The organism is Acinetobacter sp. YH12108, assembly GCF_013419055.1.
GTDB lineage: Bacteria > Pseudomonadota > Gammaproteobacteria > Pseudomonadales > Moraxellaceae > Acinetobacter.
On the sequence record NZ_VPAW01000002.1, the window covers coordinates 139,065 to 154,817 of the forward strand.

The following is a 15,753-nucleotide window of genomic DNA, read 5'->3' on the forward strand; positions in this document are numbered from 1 at the left end:
TGACATTGTTCTGTTTTAGGTGTTCAGTCAGTTAGTTTACCTTCCAAAAGAACATTTTTATCCTTAGATCTTTTTTAAGAGCAATAAAAAAAGCCTCCGAAGAGGCTTTTTTCAAGTTACAGGATTAGTCACCTGTATAACCTTTAAGTTTTAAACGTGCTGCGTGTAGAAGCGGCTCTGTATAACCTGATGGCTGTTCACCACCTTTGAAGATCAGGTCAGAAGCAGCCTGGAATGCAATACTATTGTCAAAATCAGCAGCCATTGGCTTGTACAGTGGATCATTCGCATTTTGCTCATCCACAATTTTCGCCATGCGTTGCATTACTTCTTCAACCTGTTCACGCGTTACGATCCCGTGACGTAACCAGTTGGCAACGTGCTGAGAAGAAATACGTAAAGTCGCACGGTCTTCCATCAAGCCCACATCATTGATGTCTGGAACTTTAGAACAACCTACACCCAGATCAACCCAACGAACGACATAACCCAAGATACCTTGACAGTTATTTTCCAGTTCTTTCAGTTTCTCTTCTTCAGACCAATTGGTATCAGTTGCAAGAGGTGGAGTTAACAAATCATCTAAAGGCAACGCTTCAGTTGCAAGCAATTCTTGCTGACGGTTTGCCACGTTAATTTGGTGGTAGTGAATCGCGTGAATCACTGCACCTGTTGGAGATGGAACCCATGCACAGCTTGCACCTGCTTCAGGATGTTCAGTCTTGGTTTTGTACATGTCTAACAGCATGTCTGGTTTTGGCCACATGCCTTTACCAATCTGTGCTTTACCACGTAGACCTGTTTGTAGACCTACCATGACGTTACGGTTTTCGTAAGCTGGGAACCATTTTTGGCCTTTGATTTCGCCTTTACGAACGAACGGACCTGCTTCCATGAAGGTATGGATTTCATCACCTGTACGATCCATGAAACCGGTGTTAATAAAGATGGTACGGTCTTTCGCCTGAGCAATACAGTTTTTCAGGTTAACCGAAGTACGGCGTTCTTCATCCATGATACCGATTTTCAGGGTTTTCGCAGGTAAGCCAAGCGCCTGTTCAGCACGTTCAAACAGTTCAACCGCAAATGCAACTTCTTCTGGACCGTGCATTTTTGGCTTAACGATATACATAGAACCGGTACGTGAGTTCTTGATCGTGTTCTCACCACGGATATCAGCCACAGAAAGCAATGGAGTGACCAATGCATCCATGATGCCTTCATAAATTTCTTCGCCATCTACAAGGATCGCCGGGTTTGTCATCAAGTGACCAACGTTACGAAGCAGCATCAATGAACGACCATGAACCTTGGTCTCACCGCCTTCAACATTTTTGAAAGTACGGTCAGCATTGAGTTTACGGGTAATGGTCTTGCCATTTTTCTCGATAGACTCTTCAAGCGTACCTTTCATCAGGCCTAACCAGTTACGGTAGCCTTCTACTTTTTCTTCAGCATCAACTGCTGCAACAGAGTCTTCCAAGTCCTGAATCGTCGTTACAGCTGCTTCAAGCACAACGTCTTTTACGCCTGCTGCATCTGTTTGGCCAATTGGGCTGTTTGCATCAATCTGGATGATTGCATGCAGGCCGTTATTTTTCAGTACGATTTCAGTCGGTGCAGAAGCTTCGCCATTGTAACCAACGAATTTAGAGCTATCCGCAACAGTTGTGGTAGAGCCGTCTTTCAGCGTTACAACCAGTGCATTACCTTCAACTGCATATTTGGTTGCATCAGCATGTGAACCTTGTGCCAGCGGGAATGTTTCATTTAAGAAGTTTTTCGCGAATGCGATAACTTTCTCACCACGTTTCGGGTTATAGCCTTTACCTTTTTCAGCACCATCTTCTTCAGAGATCACGTCGAAGCCGTATAAAGCGTCGTATAAAGAACCCCAGCGTGCATTCGCTGCGTTCAGGCAGTAACGTGCATTACGTACTGGAACTACCAGCTGTGGGCCAGCCAATAGTGCAATCTCTTCGTCTACATTTTCAGTGCTGATCTGGAAATCTTCTACTTCTGGTAATAAGTAGCCAATTTCAGTCAAGAAAGCTTTGTAAGCTTGTAATTCAAATGTGTTATTGCGATGCCATTCATCAATTTTAGCTTGAATATCATCACGCTTAGCCAAAAGTGCTTTGTTTTTAGGGCTAAGATCAACAACGACTTGTTCAAAGTTCTTCCAGTATGTTTCGCTGTCCAAACCAGAACCTGGTAGTGCTTCATTTTCGATAAAATCGTAAAGTTCTTTAGCAATCGCTAACTTGCCTTTTTGAATACGTGCAGTCATTGTCTTTCCTGATATTGCTACTTTTTATACAAGAGATTCTAGTATACCGATTAAAATCTAGCTGAATAGTACTATCACACCGCAAAATAATGAGCATTTTTCTAATAAGAATACCCTCATATTCTTATTAAATGATGTCACACACGATGCAATATCATCCTGCTAAATACCCTCATGACAGTGTATAAAGTTTTTGAAATGTAGAAATTAGACTTAAGTTCAGATTTTTGAATAAAAGTTGTCCGTTCTTTTTATACAAGGTCATATTTAGATCAAGATTAAGCCATGTTTGGCTGAGCTTGTCGATCTTTGACGCAATGGAATGCATAAAAAAGCGCCGGTCATGACCAGCGCTTGTTGTATTTATTCAGGCTCACTTGAAGCTATTTTCTCGATCTGGCGATGTTCTGAATGCAGATATTCATCTGATTGCATCTCTAGCAAACGTGAACGGGTCCGTTCAATTTCGAAAGCCAGTCGCTCACCTTTATAAAGATCAATAATATTATCTTCTGAAGTCAGCAGTAATTTGACTCCACGGTCATAAAATTCATCGACCAGATAAATAAAACGGCGTGTGGCATCATTTAGGAAATCGGTTAAATGCGGCACATTGCTGACCAATACCGTATTGTAGATATTCGCAATTTCAATGAAGTCAGCCGGACTACGCGGTTTTAGGCATAGTTCAGAGAACTCACACCACAACACATCTTCAGTATGTGCCACAGTTTCAACAATGCGGTTATTGATGATGATTGGTTCTTGAGAAGAGGTTTGGGTTTGAGTCAGTGCGGTATAGCGATGTGCCAACCAGTTTTTATTATCATGCGTTAGTGGATATTTGAATAATTGCGCCTGCTTTAAGACACGTAAACGGTAATCCACACCAGCATCTACATTCAGAATGACACAGTTTTTCTTGACCATTTCAATGGTTGGCAGAAAACGGTCACGGTGAATCCCGTTTTTATATAAACCATCCGGTGCAATGTTCGAAGTCGCTACTAGCGTAATGCCACGTTCAAACAGCTTCTGGAACAGATCACTCAGAATCATGGCATCTGTCACGTTAGATACAAAAAATTCATCAAAGCAGATCACCACAGCATCTTTATAAATCTGATCCGCTACGAGATCCAGCGGATTACGCTGACCTGAAAGCTTGTTTAACTCACGATGCACATGCTGCATAAAATGGTGAAAGTGCATACGGGTTTTACGGCGAAATGGAATCGACTCATAAAACTGATCCATGAGCCAGGTCTTTCCACGACCTACTCCACCCCACATATATACGCCTTTTGGCGAAGTCTGACGACGAAAACGGCGAAAGGCTTTTTTAGACGCTTTAAAGCGCTGAATTAATTCCAGCCAGGTACGATTCAGCTCATGTACTGCCATGGCCTGTGCATCATCAGGCATAAACTGTCCTGAAGACAAAGCCTGTGCATAACGTTCTGCAGGAGAGATCGGACTAAAAGCGGTGCTGTGCTGTGAATTAAAATCGGACATAGGTTTCGTACTATTCAGGATCTGTTTAATTATAGCGGAGTTTAGAACGCACACTATAACACTTTGGCATTAACTAACTTAGGCTATTTTATATATTGCCGAGGACTTTGCCCAAACCAACGCTTAAAGGCATGGTTAAAAGCAGCCGGTTCGGAATAACCCAATAACTCTGCAATCATTTCAATCGAATACTGTTTATATTCAATGAGTCGCAAAGCTTTATCTTTAATAATCTCTTCGCGAATCTGTTTATAACTGGTATCGAACTGCTGTAATTGATGGCGTAAAGTACGTTCTGGAATATTCAGAGCCTGAGCCGTTTCAGCCATACTCGGCATCAAACCGGTTTGCAGCTCCAGATAATCCTGTACTCGCTGTACCACAGTCGGGACATCAGCATCTTCCGCCAGACGTTCCAGTTCAGCCAGACACTTTGCTTCATAGACTGCAAAGGTCTCCGCATCTGCTGAAGGAATCCGGATATCCAAAATGGCCTCATCAAACCAGAATGCAGCTCTTGCAGCACCAAACTGTACCTGTGTTCCATAATAATCATGATAGATTTTCTGGGTAGCAGGTTGTTCCGGTGCGGCGAAAGGCAGTTCAATCTGCAAGTCAGGCTTGGACAAACCCATCATCTTGTAAATATCGCGAATGAACTTGAAAGTACCTGAAATCTCAGCTTGCGCGACCAGCATTCCCAGATGATCTTCCGTTTTCTTGGGATAATAGCAAAGCGCACTGCGGTACTCACTTTGCTCCACTCCCAACTGACCGGTAAGATGCGTCAATTGCTGAAAACGAATCACCTGATGCATCGCATCACGTACAGTTGGGCTGGTCACCAACAACATCAGCAAAGGCCCATAACCTGCCAATGCATAATGCTGGCCGATCAATAAACCCTGTTCTGGCTGGATATCCTGACCCACCACCTTGAGCACATCATATTCCACGCTTGGGTGAATAATTGAAGTCGGATCAAGCGCATCAACACGCAAGCCGATATTTTGCAGTTTTTGATCGACCTCTATGCCAGCCTTGCGCATGCCCTGGATCAGATACATCAGACTGAGAACAGAACGTTTCATAACCATACAAATACAATGTGATAGCTCTAGTTGTACTATAAAAATAAGCAGTCGGCTATTGCCGTTTAGATCAATTTTATATCTAATAGCCAGTTAATAAATCAAGATAATTATCCATTATTAAAATAAGCAAGGAATGCGAAGATGCTGGACAATACAAGCCCTACCCACAATCATCCCTATACCAAAGTGGCCATTATCGGTGCCGGTTTTGGCGGGATAACGATGGCAATACGTTTACAGCAGCAAGGCATCCATGATTTTATTATTATAGAAAAAGATAGCGATTTTGGTGGAACCTGGCGCGATAATCAGTATCCGGGAGCGGCCTGTGATGTGCAATCACACATGTATTCCCTTTCTTTTGCCCCCAAAACTGACTGGTCAAAACGCTATGCCGAAGCACCGGAAATTTTTAGCTATATTCAAGATTTAGTCAGTGATTATAATCTTCGGGCTTTTGCTCGGCTGAATACCGAAGTACTTGGGGTTCATTACCAGCAAGACCGATGCTTATGGCAGATCCATCTGCATGATCAAAGCATTCTGGAAGCCCAGTTTGTAGTATTTGCCTCTGGTCCTTTACATGTTCCTCAAATTCCCCATATTACGGGCATTGAAAAATTTAAGGGTAAAATCTTTCACTCTTCTCACTGGGATCATCATTATGATCTCAAGGGAAAAAATGTTGCATCGATTGGGACGGGTGGCAGTGCAATTCAATATATCCCTGAAATTGCACCCGAATGCAAACAGCTCTATGTCTTGCAACGTACTGCGGCTTGGGTTATTCCACGGGATGAGCGCCTATATCATGACCTGGAAAAAAAGCTATTTTCCAAATATGAATGGTTCCGCAAGTTACACCGGATTCGCCTGTACTGGTCCAATGAATCACGCGTGGTGCCTATCGTTAAACCAGCTGTCATGAAATATGCTCAGAAACTGGCTGAAGCTTATATTCGCTATCAGGTCAAGGACAAGGAAACTGCCAAGAAGTTAACTCCAGGCTACATCATGGGCTGTAAACGGATTCTGGTGTCTAATCAATATTTCCCTACCTTTAACCGTAAAAAAGTGGAACTGGTTACTGAAGGCATTTGTGAAGTGACTGAAAACAGTATTATTACAGTAGATGGTAAAGAACGTCCGATTGACTGCCTGATCTACGGTACCGGATTTATTACTGATCCAAGAATTTATCTGAAAAATTTTGACTGCACTGGCCTGAATGGCATTCACTTAAATGATGTCTGGAAAGATGGTGCCGAAAGCTATTATGGAATCTGTGTGAAAGGTTTTCCGAACCTGTTCCAGTTATTAGGGCCAAATACTGTGCTGACACATAATTCAGTCCTTTTCATGATTGAAGCGCAAGTAAGTTATATCCTGCAAATGATCGCCCTAGTGGATCAATCACATAGTGATGCAATTGTGGTCAAAGATCAGGTACAGGAAAAATTCAACCAGGATGTCCAACATATGTTGGACAATACGGTCTGGCAATCTGGCTGCGTTAGCTGGTATCAGCAGGAAGGTGGGAAAAATTTTGCCTTATGGCCTACCTATACCTGGAAATACTGGCTCAAAACCAAAACCCTTAATGCAGCAGATTATTATTTTTTAAATAAAGCCAGTTAAAAGCCCTTCACATTCATAGTGCTAGCGATGGCATAATAAAGACTGATTTATCATACTTTTTTATTATGCAATCGCTTTGGTTAGTATCCCAGCTTCTGGTCTGTTTAGTGCTTGGTTTTGTTTTTGCGAAACGGCTTCCTGCTCCCCTCACAAAAATCTGCTTTAAGGTTCTTCCGTATTTTAGTTATATTTTGCTGATTGCCATCGCTTTTGAGTTTTCTGAACTTTTAGCGGAATTACCTCATCCTGCTCAGATTCTAAATACCTCTATTACAATTGCTTTTCTCACCTCTATTGGGGCATTTGGCTGTTGTTATCTGCTCTTTAAATGGGCAGATTTTCAACCTTCTTCTGGACGAGTCTCCACTGAGCTAGTGATTAAATCACTGATCAATATCAGTTATGCGTTCTTCGCCTTAGCCGCTGGCTACTTGCTGCATTATAGTTCCACTCAAATGGGTCTTTCTATTCAAATCAGCACCTGGCATTTATTACTGGTCTTTATGTTTCTGATTGGACTGGATCTTGCCTATTCACCACTTGATCGCTCATGGTTGAACTGGAAAATCCTGCTGGTTCCGGCAGGTTGTATTGCTGGTTCATGCGTGGCAGCAATTGTCTATTCTTTCTGGAATCCAGATATTCATTTAAAAGACCTGATTATGCTGTCGCAAGGTTATGGTTTTTATTCCATGTCGGGTGTTGTCGTCACAGAACTGAGAAATGCAGAACTGGGTAGTATTGCCCTGGTGAATGACCTGTTTCGGGAAATTTTTGCGATTTTACTGATGTATTGTGCCGGCTGGCGTTACCCAAGATCAGCAATTTCTGCTGCAGGGGCGACTGCGATGGATGTGACTTTACCCATGGTCAAACAGGCCTGTGGCAATGATTTTATTCCACATGCCATGGTGAGCGGTTTTATTTTATCTGTATTGGCACCAGTGGCAGTGAGTGTGTTGGCGGTAATTTAAAAATCCCTCCCGACCTCCCTTTTTTAAAGGGAGGAGAAGTCCCCCTTTCATAAAGGGGGATTTAGGGGGATTCAATTAGAAATAAAATAAACTGCGGAATATTAAAAATTCATATCCGCCCTACCCAATGAATCTCCTACTGTCTCCATCATCTCTGAAGCGAGTTCTACAATATCTATGCTATCAAGGCCTGACATCCAGTCCCATGAACCCGACTGTGCCTGTTGTTTATATTTTTCCTGCTGTTCGAACTGATCTGCTATTTTTTCCATCTCCAGCCTTTGTTCTAGCATCTTTTGTTCTGGTGTCTTTATTATTCTCATTTGAAATTCCTTTTTATTTTTATACAGCTTTTCTCAATGTATAAAAAAAGCCTTTCATATGAAAGGCTTTTCATCAGGTAACCGGAATTACAATGTTGCCAAAATATCTTTTAGAGTCTGACGAGGATTTTCCGACTTGGTAATTGGTCGTCCAATCACCAGATGTGTTGATCCATCCAGCATTGCCTGTTTTGGTGTCACAATACGTTTTTGATCGTCTGCATTTGAACCTTCAGGACGAATCCCAGGAGTGACCAGTGCAAAGTCTTTTCCAATAGTTTCACGCAGCATTTTCGCTTCTTGTGCGGAACAGACCACCCCATCCAAGCCACTATCTTTGGTGAGTTGAGCCAGACGTTTTACATGTTCATTAGGCTCAATATCCAAGCCAATATCTTTCAAGTCTTCACGCCCCATTGAAGTCAACACAGTTACCGCAATGAGTTGAGTCTTATAGTTACCTGCTTTTAAACGCTCAACACAGGTCTCCATCATTTTACGACCACCTGAAGCGTGGACATTGACCATCCACACGCCCAAGTCTGCCGCAGCACATACCGCTTGTGCAGTGGTATTCGGAATATCATGGAACTTCAGATCTAAAAACACGTCAAAACCTTTGTCTTGAAGTGCTTTTACAATGATAGGACCTTCATGAGTAAATAACTCTTTGCCCACCTTTACTCGACATAAGGCAGGATCGAGCTGCTCTGCAATCGTTAAGGCATCAAATTGACTTTTAGCATCCAGTGCAACGATGATACTCATGAGAAGACCCTTCAAATTGACAAAATTAAACCATTATACGGACTAGCCCTATAACAACCAAGAATATTTTCGCAAAAATGATTTTTTGATTCAAATTAAGTCATTTATTTATATAATTTTTATATATTTCTTCTAAATATAATTTAGCAATAAAAAACGCCTTAGAAGCTAAGCTAAAAGGCGTTTAATCAAAACAGGCGAAGTAAAAAAATCAGTAGATTACTTCGACTTCTCATTTTTGTCTAAAGCGGTGCCGATGGCCTGTCATTAGAATTAATATCTAATACTGTTTTCTCATGTCGTGTATGAGCTGCCGCTTCTGCTGCCATCATCTTGGCAGTATTCAACTGTTCCTTACGTAGATGTTCAATATCTTTACGTAGTCGTTTAATTTCCCAATTACTCTGAAAAACGCGGAAAACCTGCACACCGAGTAACAAGCCAACCACTATTCCTAAGGAAAGAGTCAAAAGGAGCAATAACCCTAAGCGCATTGCAGGAACTTGAGTAAATAACAAGTCCACTGAGACCTCAGTCCCGTTTTGCAACACCAAAGCTAATGAATAGCCAAAGACGAGCAATAAAAGAATGACCAGAACGTAACGCATGAACACCCCGTAAATATCTTGTTTATTTGTTTGCAGATTCGTTTACTGCATCACGAAGTGCTTTACCTGGCTTAAAGTGTGGAACAGCTTTTGCTGCAACTTCAACAGATTTACCAGTTTTAGGATTACGACCCACACGAGGCTCACGATGATGCAATGCAAAGCTGCCAAACCCGCGAATCTCAATACGGTTATCAGATGATAAAGCTTCAATCATTTGATCAATCATAATTTTAACTGCTTCTTCCACTAAAGGTTCAGCCAAATGCGGATTCTTTAGCGCGATGCGCTCTATTAAGTCAGACTTATTAAGTGCTTCAGTAGTCATCTGCGACCTCTTTAATTATCAAGCTACTCGGGATCTATTTTCCGATAATAACCTGTTTAAATACAAAACGGTAGCGCAATAATTAAATACTACGCTACCGTTTACAGTATTTGTGTAAAAAGTATTACTTAACTTACATTAACAATACAATTCACCATCTACTCTTAGTGATTCATTTGCGCTTTGATCAAGTCACCAATAGTTTTAGGACCATTGTCTTGACCAGCAGCAGCTGTTTTCAGATTTGCAACAGCTTCTTTCTCTTCAGCTTCGTCTTTCGCTTTGATAGACAAGTTGATAGAGCGAGATTTACGATCTACATTGATGATCTTAGCTTCAACTTCTTGACCAACTTCAAGGAATTTAGTCGCATCTTCAACGCGGTCGCGGTTGATTTCAGATGCTTTAAGAGTTGCTTCAACTTCATCAGCTAACTTAACAGTAGCGCCTTTAGCGTCAACTGCAGTTACAGTACCTTTAACAAGCGCACCGCGTTCGTTAGCAGCTAAGAAATCGTTGAACGGATCGCTGTTCAATTGTTTGATACCAAGGCTGATACGGTTGCCTTCAGCATCTACAGACAGGATAACTGCTTCAACAGTGTCACCTTTCTTGTAACGACGGATCGCTTCTTCGCCTTGTTCGTTCCAAGAGATGTCAGACAAGTGAACTAGACCATCGATACCGCCTGGTAAACCGATGAAGATACCGAAGTCAGTGATTGACTTGATAGTACCTGAAACTTTTTCACCTTTGTCGTGGTTCTTAGCAAACTCTTCCCATGGGTTAGCACGAGTTTGTTTAATACCAAGAGAAATACGACGACGCTCTTCGTCTACTTCAAGAACCATAACATCAACTTCGTCACCGATCTGAACTACTTTAGATGGGTGGATGTTTTTGTTAGTGTGGTCCATTTCTGAAACGTGTACTAAGCCTTCAACACCTTCAGCGATTTCTGCGAAACAGCCGTAGTCAGTAAGGTTAGTTACGCGAGCTTTAACGATAGAACCTTTAGGGTAACGGCTCATGATCGCTAACCATGGATCTTCGCCTAATTGTTTAAGGCCTAAAGATACGCGGTTACGTTCGCGGTCGAATTTAAGTACTTTAACAGTAACTTCTTGACCCACTTCAACAACTTCTGATGGGTGCTTGATACGTTTCCAAGCCATATCAGTGATGTGAAGAAGACCGTCGATACCGCCAAGGTCAACGAATGCACCGTAGTCAGTAAGGTTTTTAATAGTACCAGTAACTGTTTGACCTTCTTCAAGCTGAGCAAGAAGCGCTTCACGGTCAGCTGAAGATTCAGCTTCCATAACAGCACGACGTGAAACAACAACGTTGTTACGTTTAGCGTCAAGTTTGATTACTTTGAATTCTAACTCTTTACCTTCCAAGTGAGTAGTATCACGGATAGGACGAGTATCAACTAAAGAACCTGGAAGGAACGCACGAACTGGACCGATGTCAACAGTGAAACCGCCTTTAACTTTACCAGAGATAACACCAGTAACGATTTCGCCGTCTTCAAAGATTTTTTCAAGTTTAGTCCAAGTCTCAGCGCGTTTAGCTTTTTCGCGAGAAAGAACTGTTTGACCCATACCGTTGTCAAGTGCTTCAACAACTACGTCTACAGTGTCGCCAACTTGAACTTCAAGTTCGCGCTGTTCATTTAAGAACTCAGCACGGTCAACAACGCCTTCAGATTTAAGGCCAGTGTCAACAGTTACCCAATCAGAGTCGATGCTTACTACAACGCCTTGGATGACTGCACCCTTTTCAACGTTGAGGTTTAATTCGCTTTCTTCAAAGAGGGCTGCAAAAGATTCGGTCATGATATATCCGATAAAGTCAGCGGTCTTGGATCAGACAAGGCCGGTTTAATTAAGCATCTACATAGTCCATATAAAACTGATCAAGCTATGCGTCTGCTGAAATAATAGGGTTATTGAGCTAATTGCTGATCCACATATGTGGTCATCAGTTTGAATACTTCATCGATATTCAGATCTGAACTGTCGATGATGTACGCATCAGCAGCAGGTTTGAGCGGAGCAACAGTGCGTTCCATATCTCGTTTATCCCGCGCTTCGATATTAGCTAAAATGTCGTTTATTTTAACATCCAGCCCCATACCCTGCAACTGCTTTACACGTCTTTGCGCACGGGATTCAGCCGAAGCTGTCAAATAAATCTTGGCTTGTGCATCTGGGAAGATACTGGTCGCCATATCGCGGCCATCTGCCACCAGACCAGGAGCTTGAGCAAAAGCATGTTGACGGGCCACCAGAGCAGTTCTAAGTTCAGGAATTGCAGCAACTTTTGAAGCATACTCACCCACCCGTTCGGTACGGATAGTTTGGGAGACATCTTCACCATTCAGCCATACCTGAACACCTGATTCAGTGCTGACAAATTGGATATCCAAATTTGTTGCAATTTGTACGCATTCAGCCAGTTTAGTATCCAGTTCATCGAGTAAATTATGGTGATGCAATGACAGTCCTAATAAACGATACAAAGCCCCTGAATCCAGTAAATGAAAATGGTAATGTGCTGCAAGTTTTGCAGCCAGTGTGCCTTTGCCAGATCCACTTGGACCATCAATGGTAATAATTTGAACTGTCATTACTTTCCCGTTATTTATACAGATTTTGCAAGTTTTGCGAGGCCTAGTTTAATCCCTGTCTTGAGCTGTGCAAGAATTAATTTACTGACAAATGGAAGACGTGCCTGCAATTCTATCGTATAAGTCACCAGACTTTTGTTATCGTCCAATGCTTCAAACTCAATAATACCCAAATGATGTTTAATCAAAGGATTCTTTACGATCTTGTATTCAATACGGGAGTTCGGCTCTAGCAAGGTAATTTGCTCTTTTAGCGGCTTGACTGGACCTAAACCCATGCTACGCACAGAACCCACACCATCTGGGCGCTCAGGGTCTGCCGAATCCTTAATCCGTTCCACCTGCATTGGTGCAAAAGCCACGTTATAAGCATCGTGTTTAGACAGCAATTCAAAAACCTTATCAATCGCTGCTGGGAATTCTTTTTTTACCTGAATCGCATTTTTCATTTTTCTTTTTCCTGAAAATAAATGATTTTAAAGTGAGCAAAGTTTAACGAATTAGATTCGATTTATTTATGAGCATTCAGTAATTTTTCTTGCAATTTCAGCTGGCGTTTTTGTTCACGACGCAACTTGAAAAATGCACTCAACTGCTCAGCACACTGCTGCTGCATACAGCCCGAGTCAAATAGAAATACATGATTATAGTAGCCAGTCTCAAAAAGCTTGCGTGCACTCACCAAAGAACCTGCTTTGGGCTCATTTGTACCAAAAACGACCCGTGAAATACGCGAATGCACCAATGCACCTACACACATGGTGCACGGTTCCAGAGTTACATAGAGGACAGCATCTTCAGGCAGGCGGTAGTTTTTCAGGTTCTGACAAGCTTCACGTAATGCTACGATTTCAGCATGGGCAGTCGGATCATTTAAAGAAATAGGCGCATTGTAGCCACGGCCAATGACCTGATTTTGGCTGACAATCACGGCACCCACAGGAATTTCACCCTGCTCAGCAGCAAGTGCAGCCTGCTCATAAGCAAGCCGCATCCAGTATTCATCGGTAAATTGTGTTTCGGACATTCAGACTTAAATCACATCATAGTGCTTGAGTAGCTCATTCCAGCTTTCAATGGTGGTTACCGGTGGATTCTGAGACAGAATGCCTTTCAGGCTTAAATCACTACCCTTTTGCCATTCTGGAGACAGATCTTTATCAACCAGACGAGCACGTACGCCTTCAACAAAGTCAGGATGACGGATTTTCCAGTCTGAAATATGAGTTTCCAGTTCAAAAATTTCATTCCAGGAATGAACCTGTTTACCCCATTGCCATAATAACCAGCTTAGAGCAGCGGTTGCAGGTGAACCTTTTTGCAGGTTTTCGCTGGCCTGACGTAACCAGTCACTGCGCGCATCACTTAGACCGATAATCGATTCATAGTCATGTTCAAAGTTCATTCCACGACATACACTGTGGATTACATCCAGTGAGTTTTGCAGAGGACCCGGGCCTACCGGACGATGCATACTATTCAAGGTATCATCAATCGCACGGAAATCGCCAGCTGGATAATGTTCCCAGTCTATATTTACGACCTTATCTAATACTGAATCACGCTGTGCATCACAGATATGAGTCGCCCAGCCAATACCGTAAGCACCAGCAGCGGTCATGATTGAACCCGTTAAACCCGTAAACAGACCAATCGCTCCACGGTCTGCCAGGAAGCGGGTCGCACCCACATCTGGATATAAACCGATATTAATCTCAGGCATCGCCAGACGTGAATACGGCGTTACCAAACGGAATGGAGCCGCCATAAACAAGCCTAAACCGCCACCCATGACATAACCTTCACCCCAGACCAATACCGGTTTGGCATAGTTATGCAGCAATAAATCTAGCGCATATTCCTGTTCAAAAAACTTATTGGCCGTTGCCACTTCATCATTAATTACTAACTGACGTAGCTTACGTACATCCCCACCGGCACAAAATGCTTTCGGGGTTGTTGAATCCAGCCAGATCGCTTTTACGCTGTCATCTGTATGAAAGTCCTGAAAAACTTCCAGTAGTGCAGAAACCAGAGATTCATCTAAAGCGTGTAATGATTTTGGACGATTCAGGCGTACAATGCGCCAGCCATTGTTGGCTTGTTCAACAATCAGGTCCGGATGGTAAGGTTTAGTTACAGGAGAATAAGTCATGCGTCCAGCTGCCAATCTATAGGCTCAATGCCATGTTGTTTGAGATAATTATTCGTTTTCGAAAAAACTTTACAACCAAAAAAACCACCCCGGTTTGCTGACAAAGGCGAAGGATGTGCTGCCTTTAAGACCAGGTGTTTATTTTGATCAATGCGCTGTCCTTTACGCTGTGCGTATGCGCCCCAAAGAATAAAAACGATATGTTCACGTTGTTCATTCAATACATCAATGACGTGATCTGTGAATTCTTCCCAACCACGTTTCTGATGTGAAGTTGGCTGTGCTGCCTCTACGGTCAGTACGGCGTTGAGCAGAAGTACACCCTGTTCCGCCCAATGAGTTAAATCACCATGTTTAGGGATTTTTACGCCTAAATCATTATGTAACTCATGAAAAATATTACGTAAAGATGGAGGTAATGCAACTCCTTTTTGCACCGAGAAGCTTAAACCATGCGCCTGATTCGGACCATGATAAGGATCCTGACCAATAATCACCACTTTAACCCGGTCTAATGGCGTCGTATTCAAAGCATTAAAAATCAGGTGATTCGGTGGATAAATCACCTTGTCTGCTTTTTTTTCTTCAATTAAAAACGTTTTTAACGCATCCATTTTTGGACTCAATAAAAACTCACTGAGTCCATATTTCCAGCTGTCATCTAACTGAACTTTATTCAGTTTCGCAATTTGCTGTTCATTTAAAGACATGCTTCAATCCTAAATCTATGTCAGTCTGCGTTTATATTCGAATTTTTAAGGCTGGACTTGCAGATCCACAGCCGGATTATGAAATGGAAGACCCTGTTTCAGTTTCGCAAACATCTCTGGATCTGTCCACTCTGCCCGCACCTGCTCCGAGAATTCAATCTGTTCCAGGCTAAGTGGACCCATCTGTTCATTCTGGATATCTTCCAAGAAGCTTTGCGCATAGCCGGTATCAGTTTCATGAACAATCACAGAATAAACTTCAACATCCCCTTCACCATTCTGAGTAATGGTGGATGCCAATACCTGTTGAGCCAGGAAGAAGAAAATACGTGAAAACTGTTCTGCAGATGGCGAAACCGGCAAAGATACCCAGCGTGCACTAAAATTCTTGCATGCCTGAATATATTCAGGATCATCTTTTTGCCAAAAGCAGATCGCATGGTCAAAAGAATCAAAAAAATCCTTAATCACCCCTTTGAGCAGACCAAAATCATATACCATCTGGCCATGATCCAACTTCGACGCTTTCAGCAATAACTCAACTTTATAACTGTGACCATGAATCGAACGTTTACAGCGATCCGAGGTGCAGTTACGCACAATATGAGCATTTTCAAACTTAAATAACTTACGAATTAACATATGCCGTAATGTCGTCAAAAAATAGGTGAATTAATTTCAATTATAAAGCAAAAGTAAACCAATGAGGATTAAT

16 protein-coding genes are annotated in these 15,753 nt (G+C 42.3%); 2 read left to right on the forward strand and 14 right to left on the reverse strand.

The genetic code is table 11. The annotated features are described in order from the left end of the window. Window positions 1–124: 124 nt before the first annotated feature. From FTU46_RS02155 to FTU46_RS02165, 3 genes are all read right to left on the reverse strand, one after another. Window positions 125–2,290 carry a malate synthase G gene (locus FTU46_RS02155; protein WP_034702314.1) on the reverse strand — a complete coding sequence of 722 codons (2,166 nt, stop codon included), beginning with the start codon at window positions 2,288–2,290 and terminating at the stop codon, window positions 125–127. Window positions 2,291–2,653: 363 nt separating this feature from the next. Then, entirely contained in the window at window positions 2,654–3,805 is a 1,152-nt protein-coding gene (zapE, locus tag FTU46_RS02160) for a cell division protein ZapE (RefSeq protein ID WP_104425963.1), read from the reverse strand. Between the two features lie 83 nt (window positions 3,806–3,888). Beyond that, complete coding sequence (locus FTU46_RS02165; protein WP_180068789.1) at window positions 3,889–4,896, reverse strand: AraC family transcriptional regulator; 1,008 nt, start codon at window positions 4,894–4,896, stop codon at window positions 3,889–3,891. Window positions 4,897–5,040: 144 nt separating this feature from the next. On the opposite strand from FTU46_RS02165, the gene FTU46_RS02170 reads away from it, so the two are divergent. Together FTU46_RS02170 and FTU46_RS02175 are read left to right on the forward strand one after the other, a co-directional pair. After that, window positions 5,041–6,537: an NAD(P)/FAD-dependent oxidoreductase gene (locus FTU46_RS02170; RefSeq protein ID WP_180104247.1), complete on the forward strand. Its 1,497-nt coding sequence runs from the start codon at window positions 5,041–5,043 to the stop codon at window positions 6,535–6,537. Window positions 6,538–6,602: 65 nt separating this feature from the next. Further along, a complete protein-coding gene (locus tag FTU46_RS02175) occupies window positions 6,603–7,511 on the forward strand; it encodes a lysine exporter LysO family protein (RefSeq protein ID WP_180104248.1) in 909 nt (302 codons plus the stop codon). 101 nt (window positions 7,512–7,612) lie between these two features. On the opposite strand, the gene FTU46_RS02180 is transcribed toward FTU46_RS02175, so the two are convergent. The 11 genes from FTU46_RS02180 to FTU46_RS02230 form a co-directional block, all read right to left on the reverse strand. Next, window positions 7,613–7,834, reverse strand: a complete 222-nt coding sequence (locus FTU46_RS02180) for a hypothetical protein (RefSeq protein WP_180104249.1) — start codon at window positions 7,832–7,834, stop codon at window positions 7,613–7,615. 87 nt (window positions 7,835–7,921) lie between these two features. Further along, window positions 7,922–8,602, reverse strand: coding sequence for an orotidine-5'-phosphate decarboxylase (gene pyrF / locus FTU46_RS02185; RefSeq protein WP_373686378.1), 681 nt, complete (start codon window positions 8,600–8,602; stop codon window positions 7,922–7,924). Between the two features lie 242 nt (window positions 8,603–8,844). Continuing rightward, the gene (locus FTU46_RS02190) at window positions 8,845–9,210 is read right to left on the reverse strand and encodes a lipopolysaccharide assembly protein LapA domain-containing protein (RefSeq protein ID WP_005236124.1); all 366 of its coding nucleotides are present in this window, start codon (window positions 9,208–9,210) and stop codon (window positions 8,845–8,847) included. Between the two features lie 22 nt (window positions 9,211–9,232). Beyond that, the gene (locus FTU46_RS02195) at window positions 9,233–9,538 is read right to left on the reverse strand and encodes an integration host factor subunit beta (protein ID WP_005097312.1); all 306 of its coding nucleotides are present in this window, start codon (window positions 9,536–9,538) and stop codon (window positions 9,233–9,235) included. Between the two features lie 164 nt (window positions 9,539–9,702). Beyond that, window positions 9,703–11,379, reverse strand: a complete 1,677-nt coding sequence (gene rpsA / locus FTU46_RS02200) for a 30S ribosomal protein S1 (RefSeq protein ID WP_004783987.1) — start codon at window positions 11,377–11,379, stop codon at window positions 9,703–9,705. A 110-nt stretch (window positions 11,380–11,489) separates the two neighbouring features. Next, entirely contained in the window at window positions 11,490–12,173 is a 684-nt protein-coding gene (cmk, locus tag FTU46_RS02205; RefSeq protein WP_179992441.1) for a (d)CMP kinase, read from the reverse strand. A gap of 14 nt (window positions 12,174–12,187) precedes the next feature. Further along, window positions 12,188–12,622: an SRPBCC family protein gene (locus FTU46_RS02210; protein WP_004783989.1), complete on the reverse strand. Its 435-nt coding sequence runs from the start codon at window positions 12,620–12,622 to the stop codon at window positions 12,188–12,190. A gap of 62 nt (window positions 12,623–12,684) precedes the next feature. Further along, entirely contained in the window at window positions 12,685–13,200 is a 516-nt protein-coding gene (gene tadA / locus FTU46_RS02215; protein WP_104425959.1) for a tRNA adenosine(34) deaminase TadA, read from the reverse strand. Between the two features lie 6 nt (window positions 13,201–13,206). Next, window positions 13,207–14,328 carry an enoyl-CoA hydratase/isomerase family protein gene (locus FTU46_RS02220; RefSeq protein ID WP_180104251.1) on the reverse strand — a complete coding sequence of 374 codons (1,122 nt, stop codon included), beginning with the start codon at window positions 14,326–14,328 and terminating at the stop codon, window positions 13,207–13,209. Beyond that, a complete protein-coding gene (ung, locus tag FTU46_RS02225; RefSeq protein WP_004783992.1) occupies window positions 14,325–15,038 on the reverse strand; it encodes a uracil-DNA glycosylase in 714 nt (237 codons plus the stop codon). Before ung ends, FTU46_RS02220 begins: the two co-directional genes overlap by 4 nt. A gap of 45 nt (window positions 15,039–15,083) precedes the next feature. Continuing rightward, window positions 15,084–15,680: a 6-carboxytetrahydropterin synthase gene (locus FTU46_RS02230; protein WP_159123992.1), complete on the reverse strand. Its 597-nt coding sequence runs from the start codon at window positions 15,678–15,680 to the stop codon at window positions 15,084–15,086. Window positions 15,681–15,753: the final 73 nt, after the last annotated feature.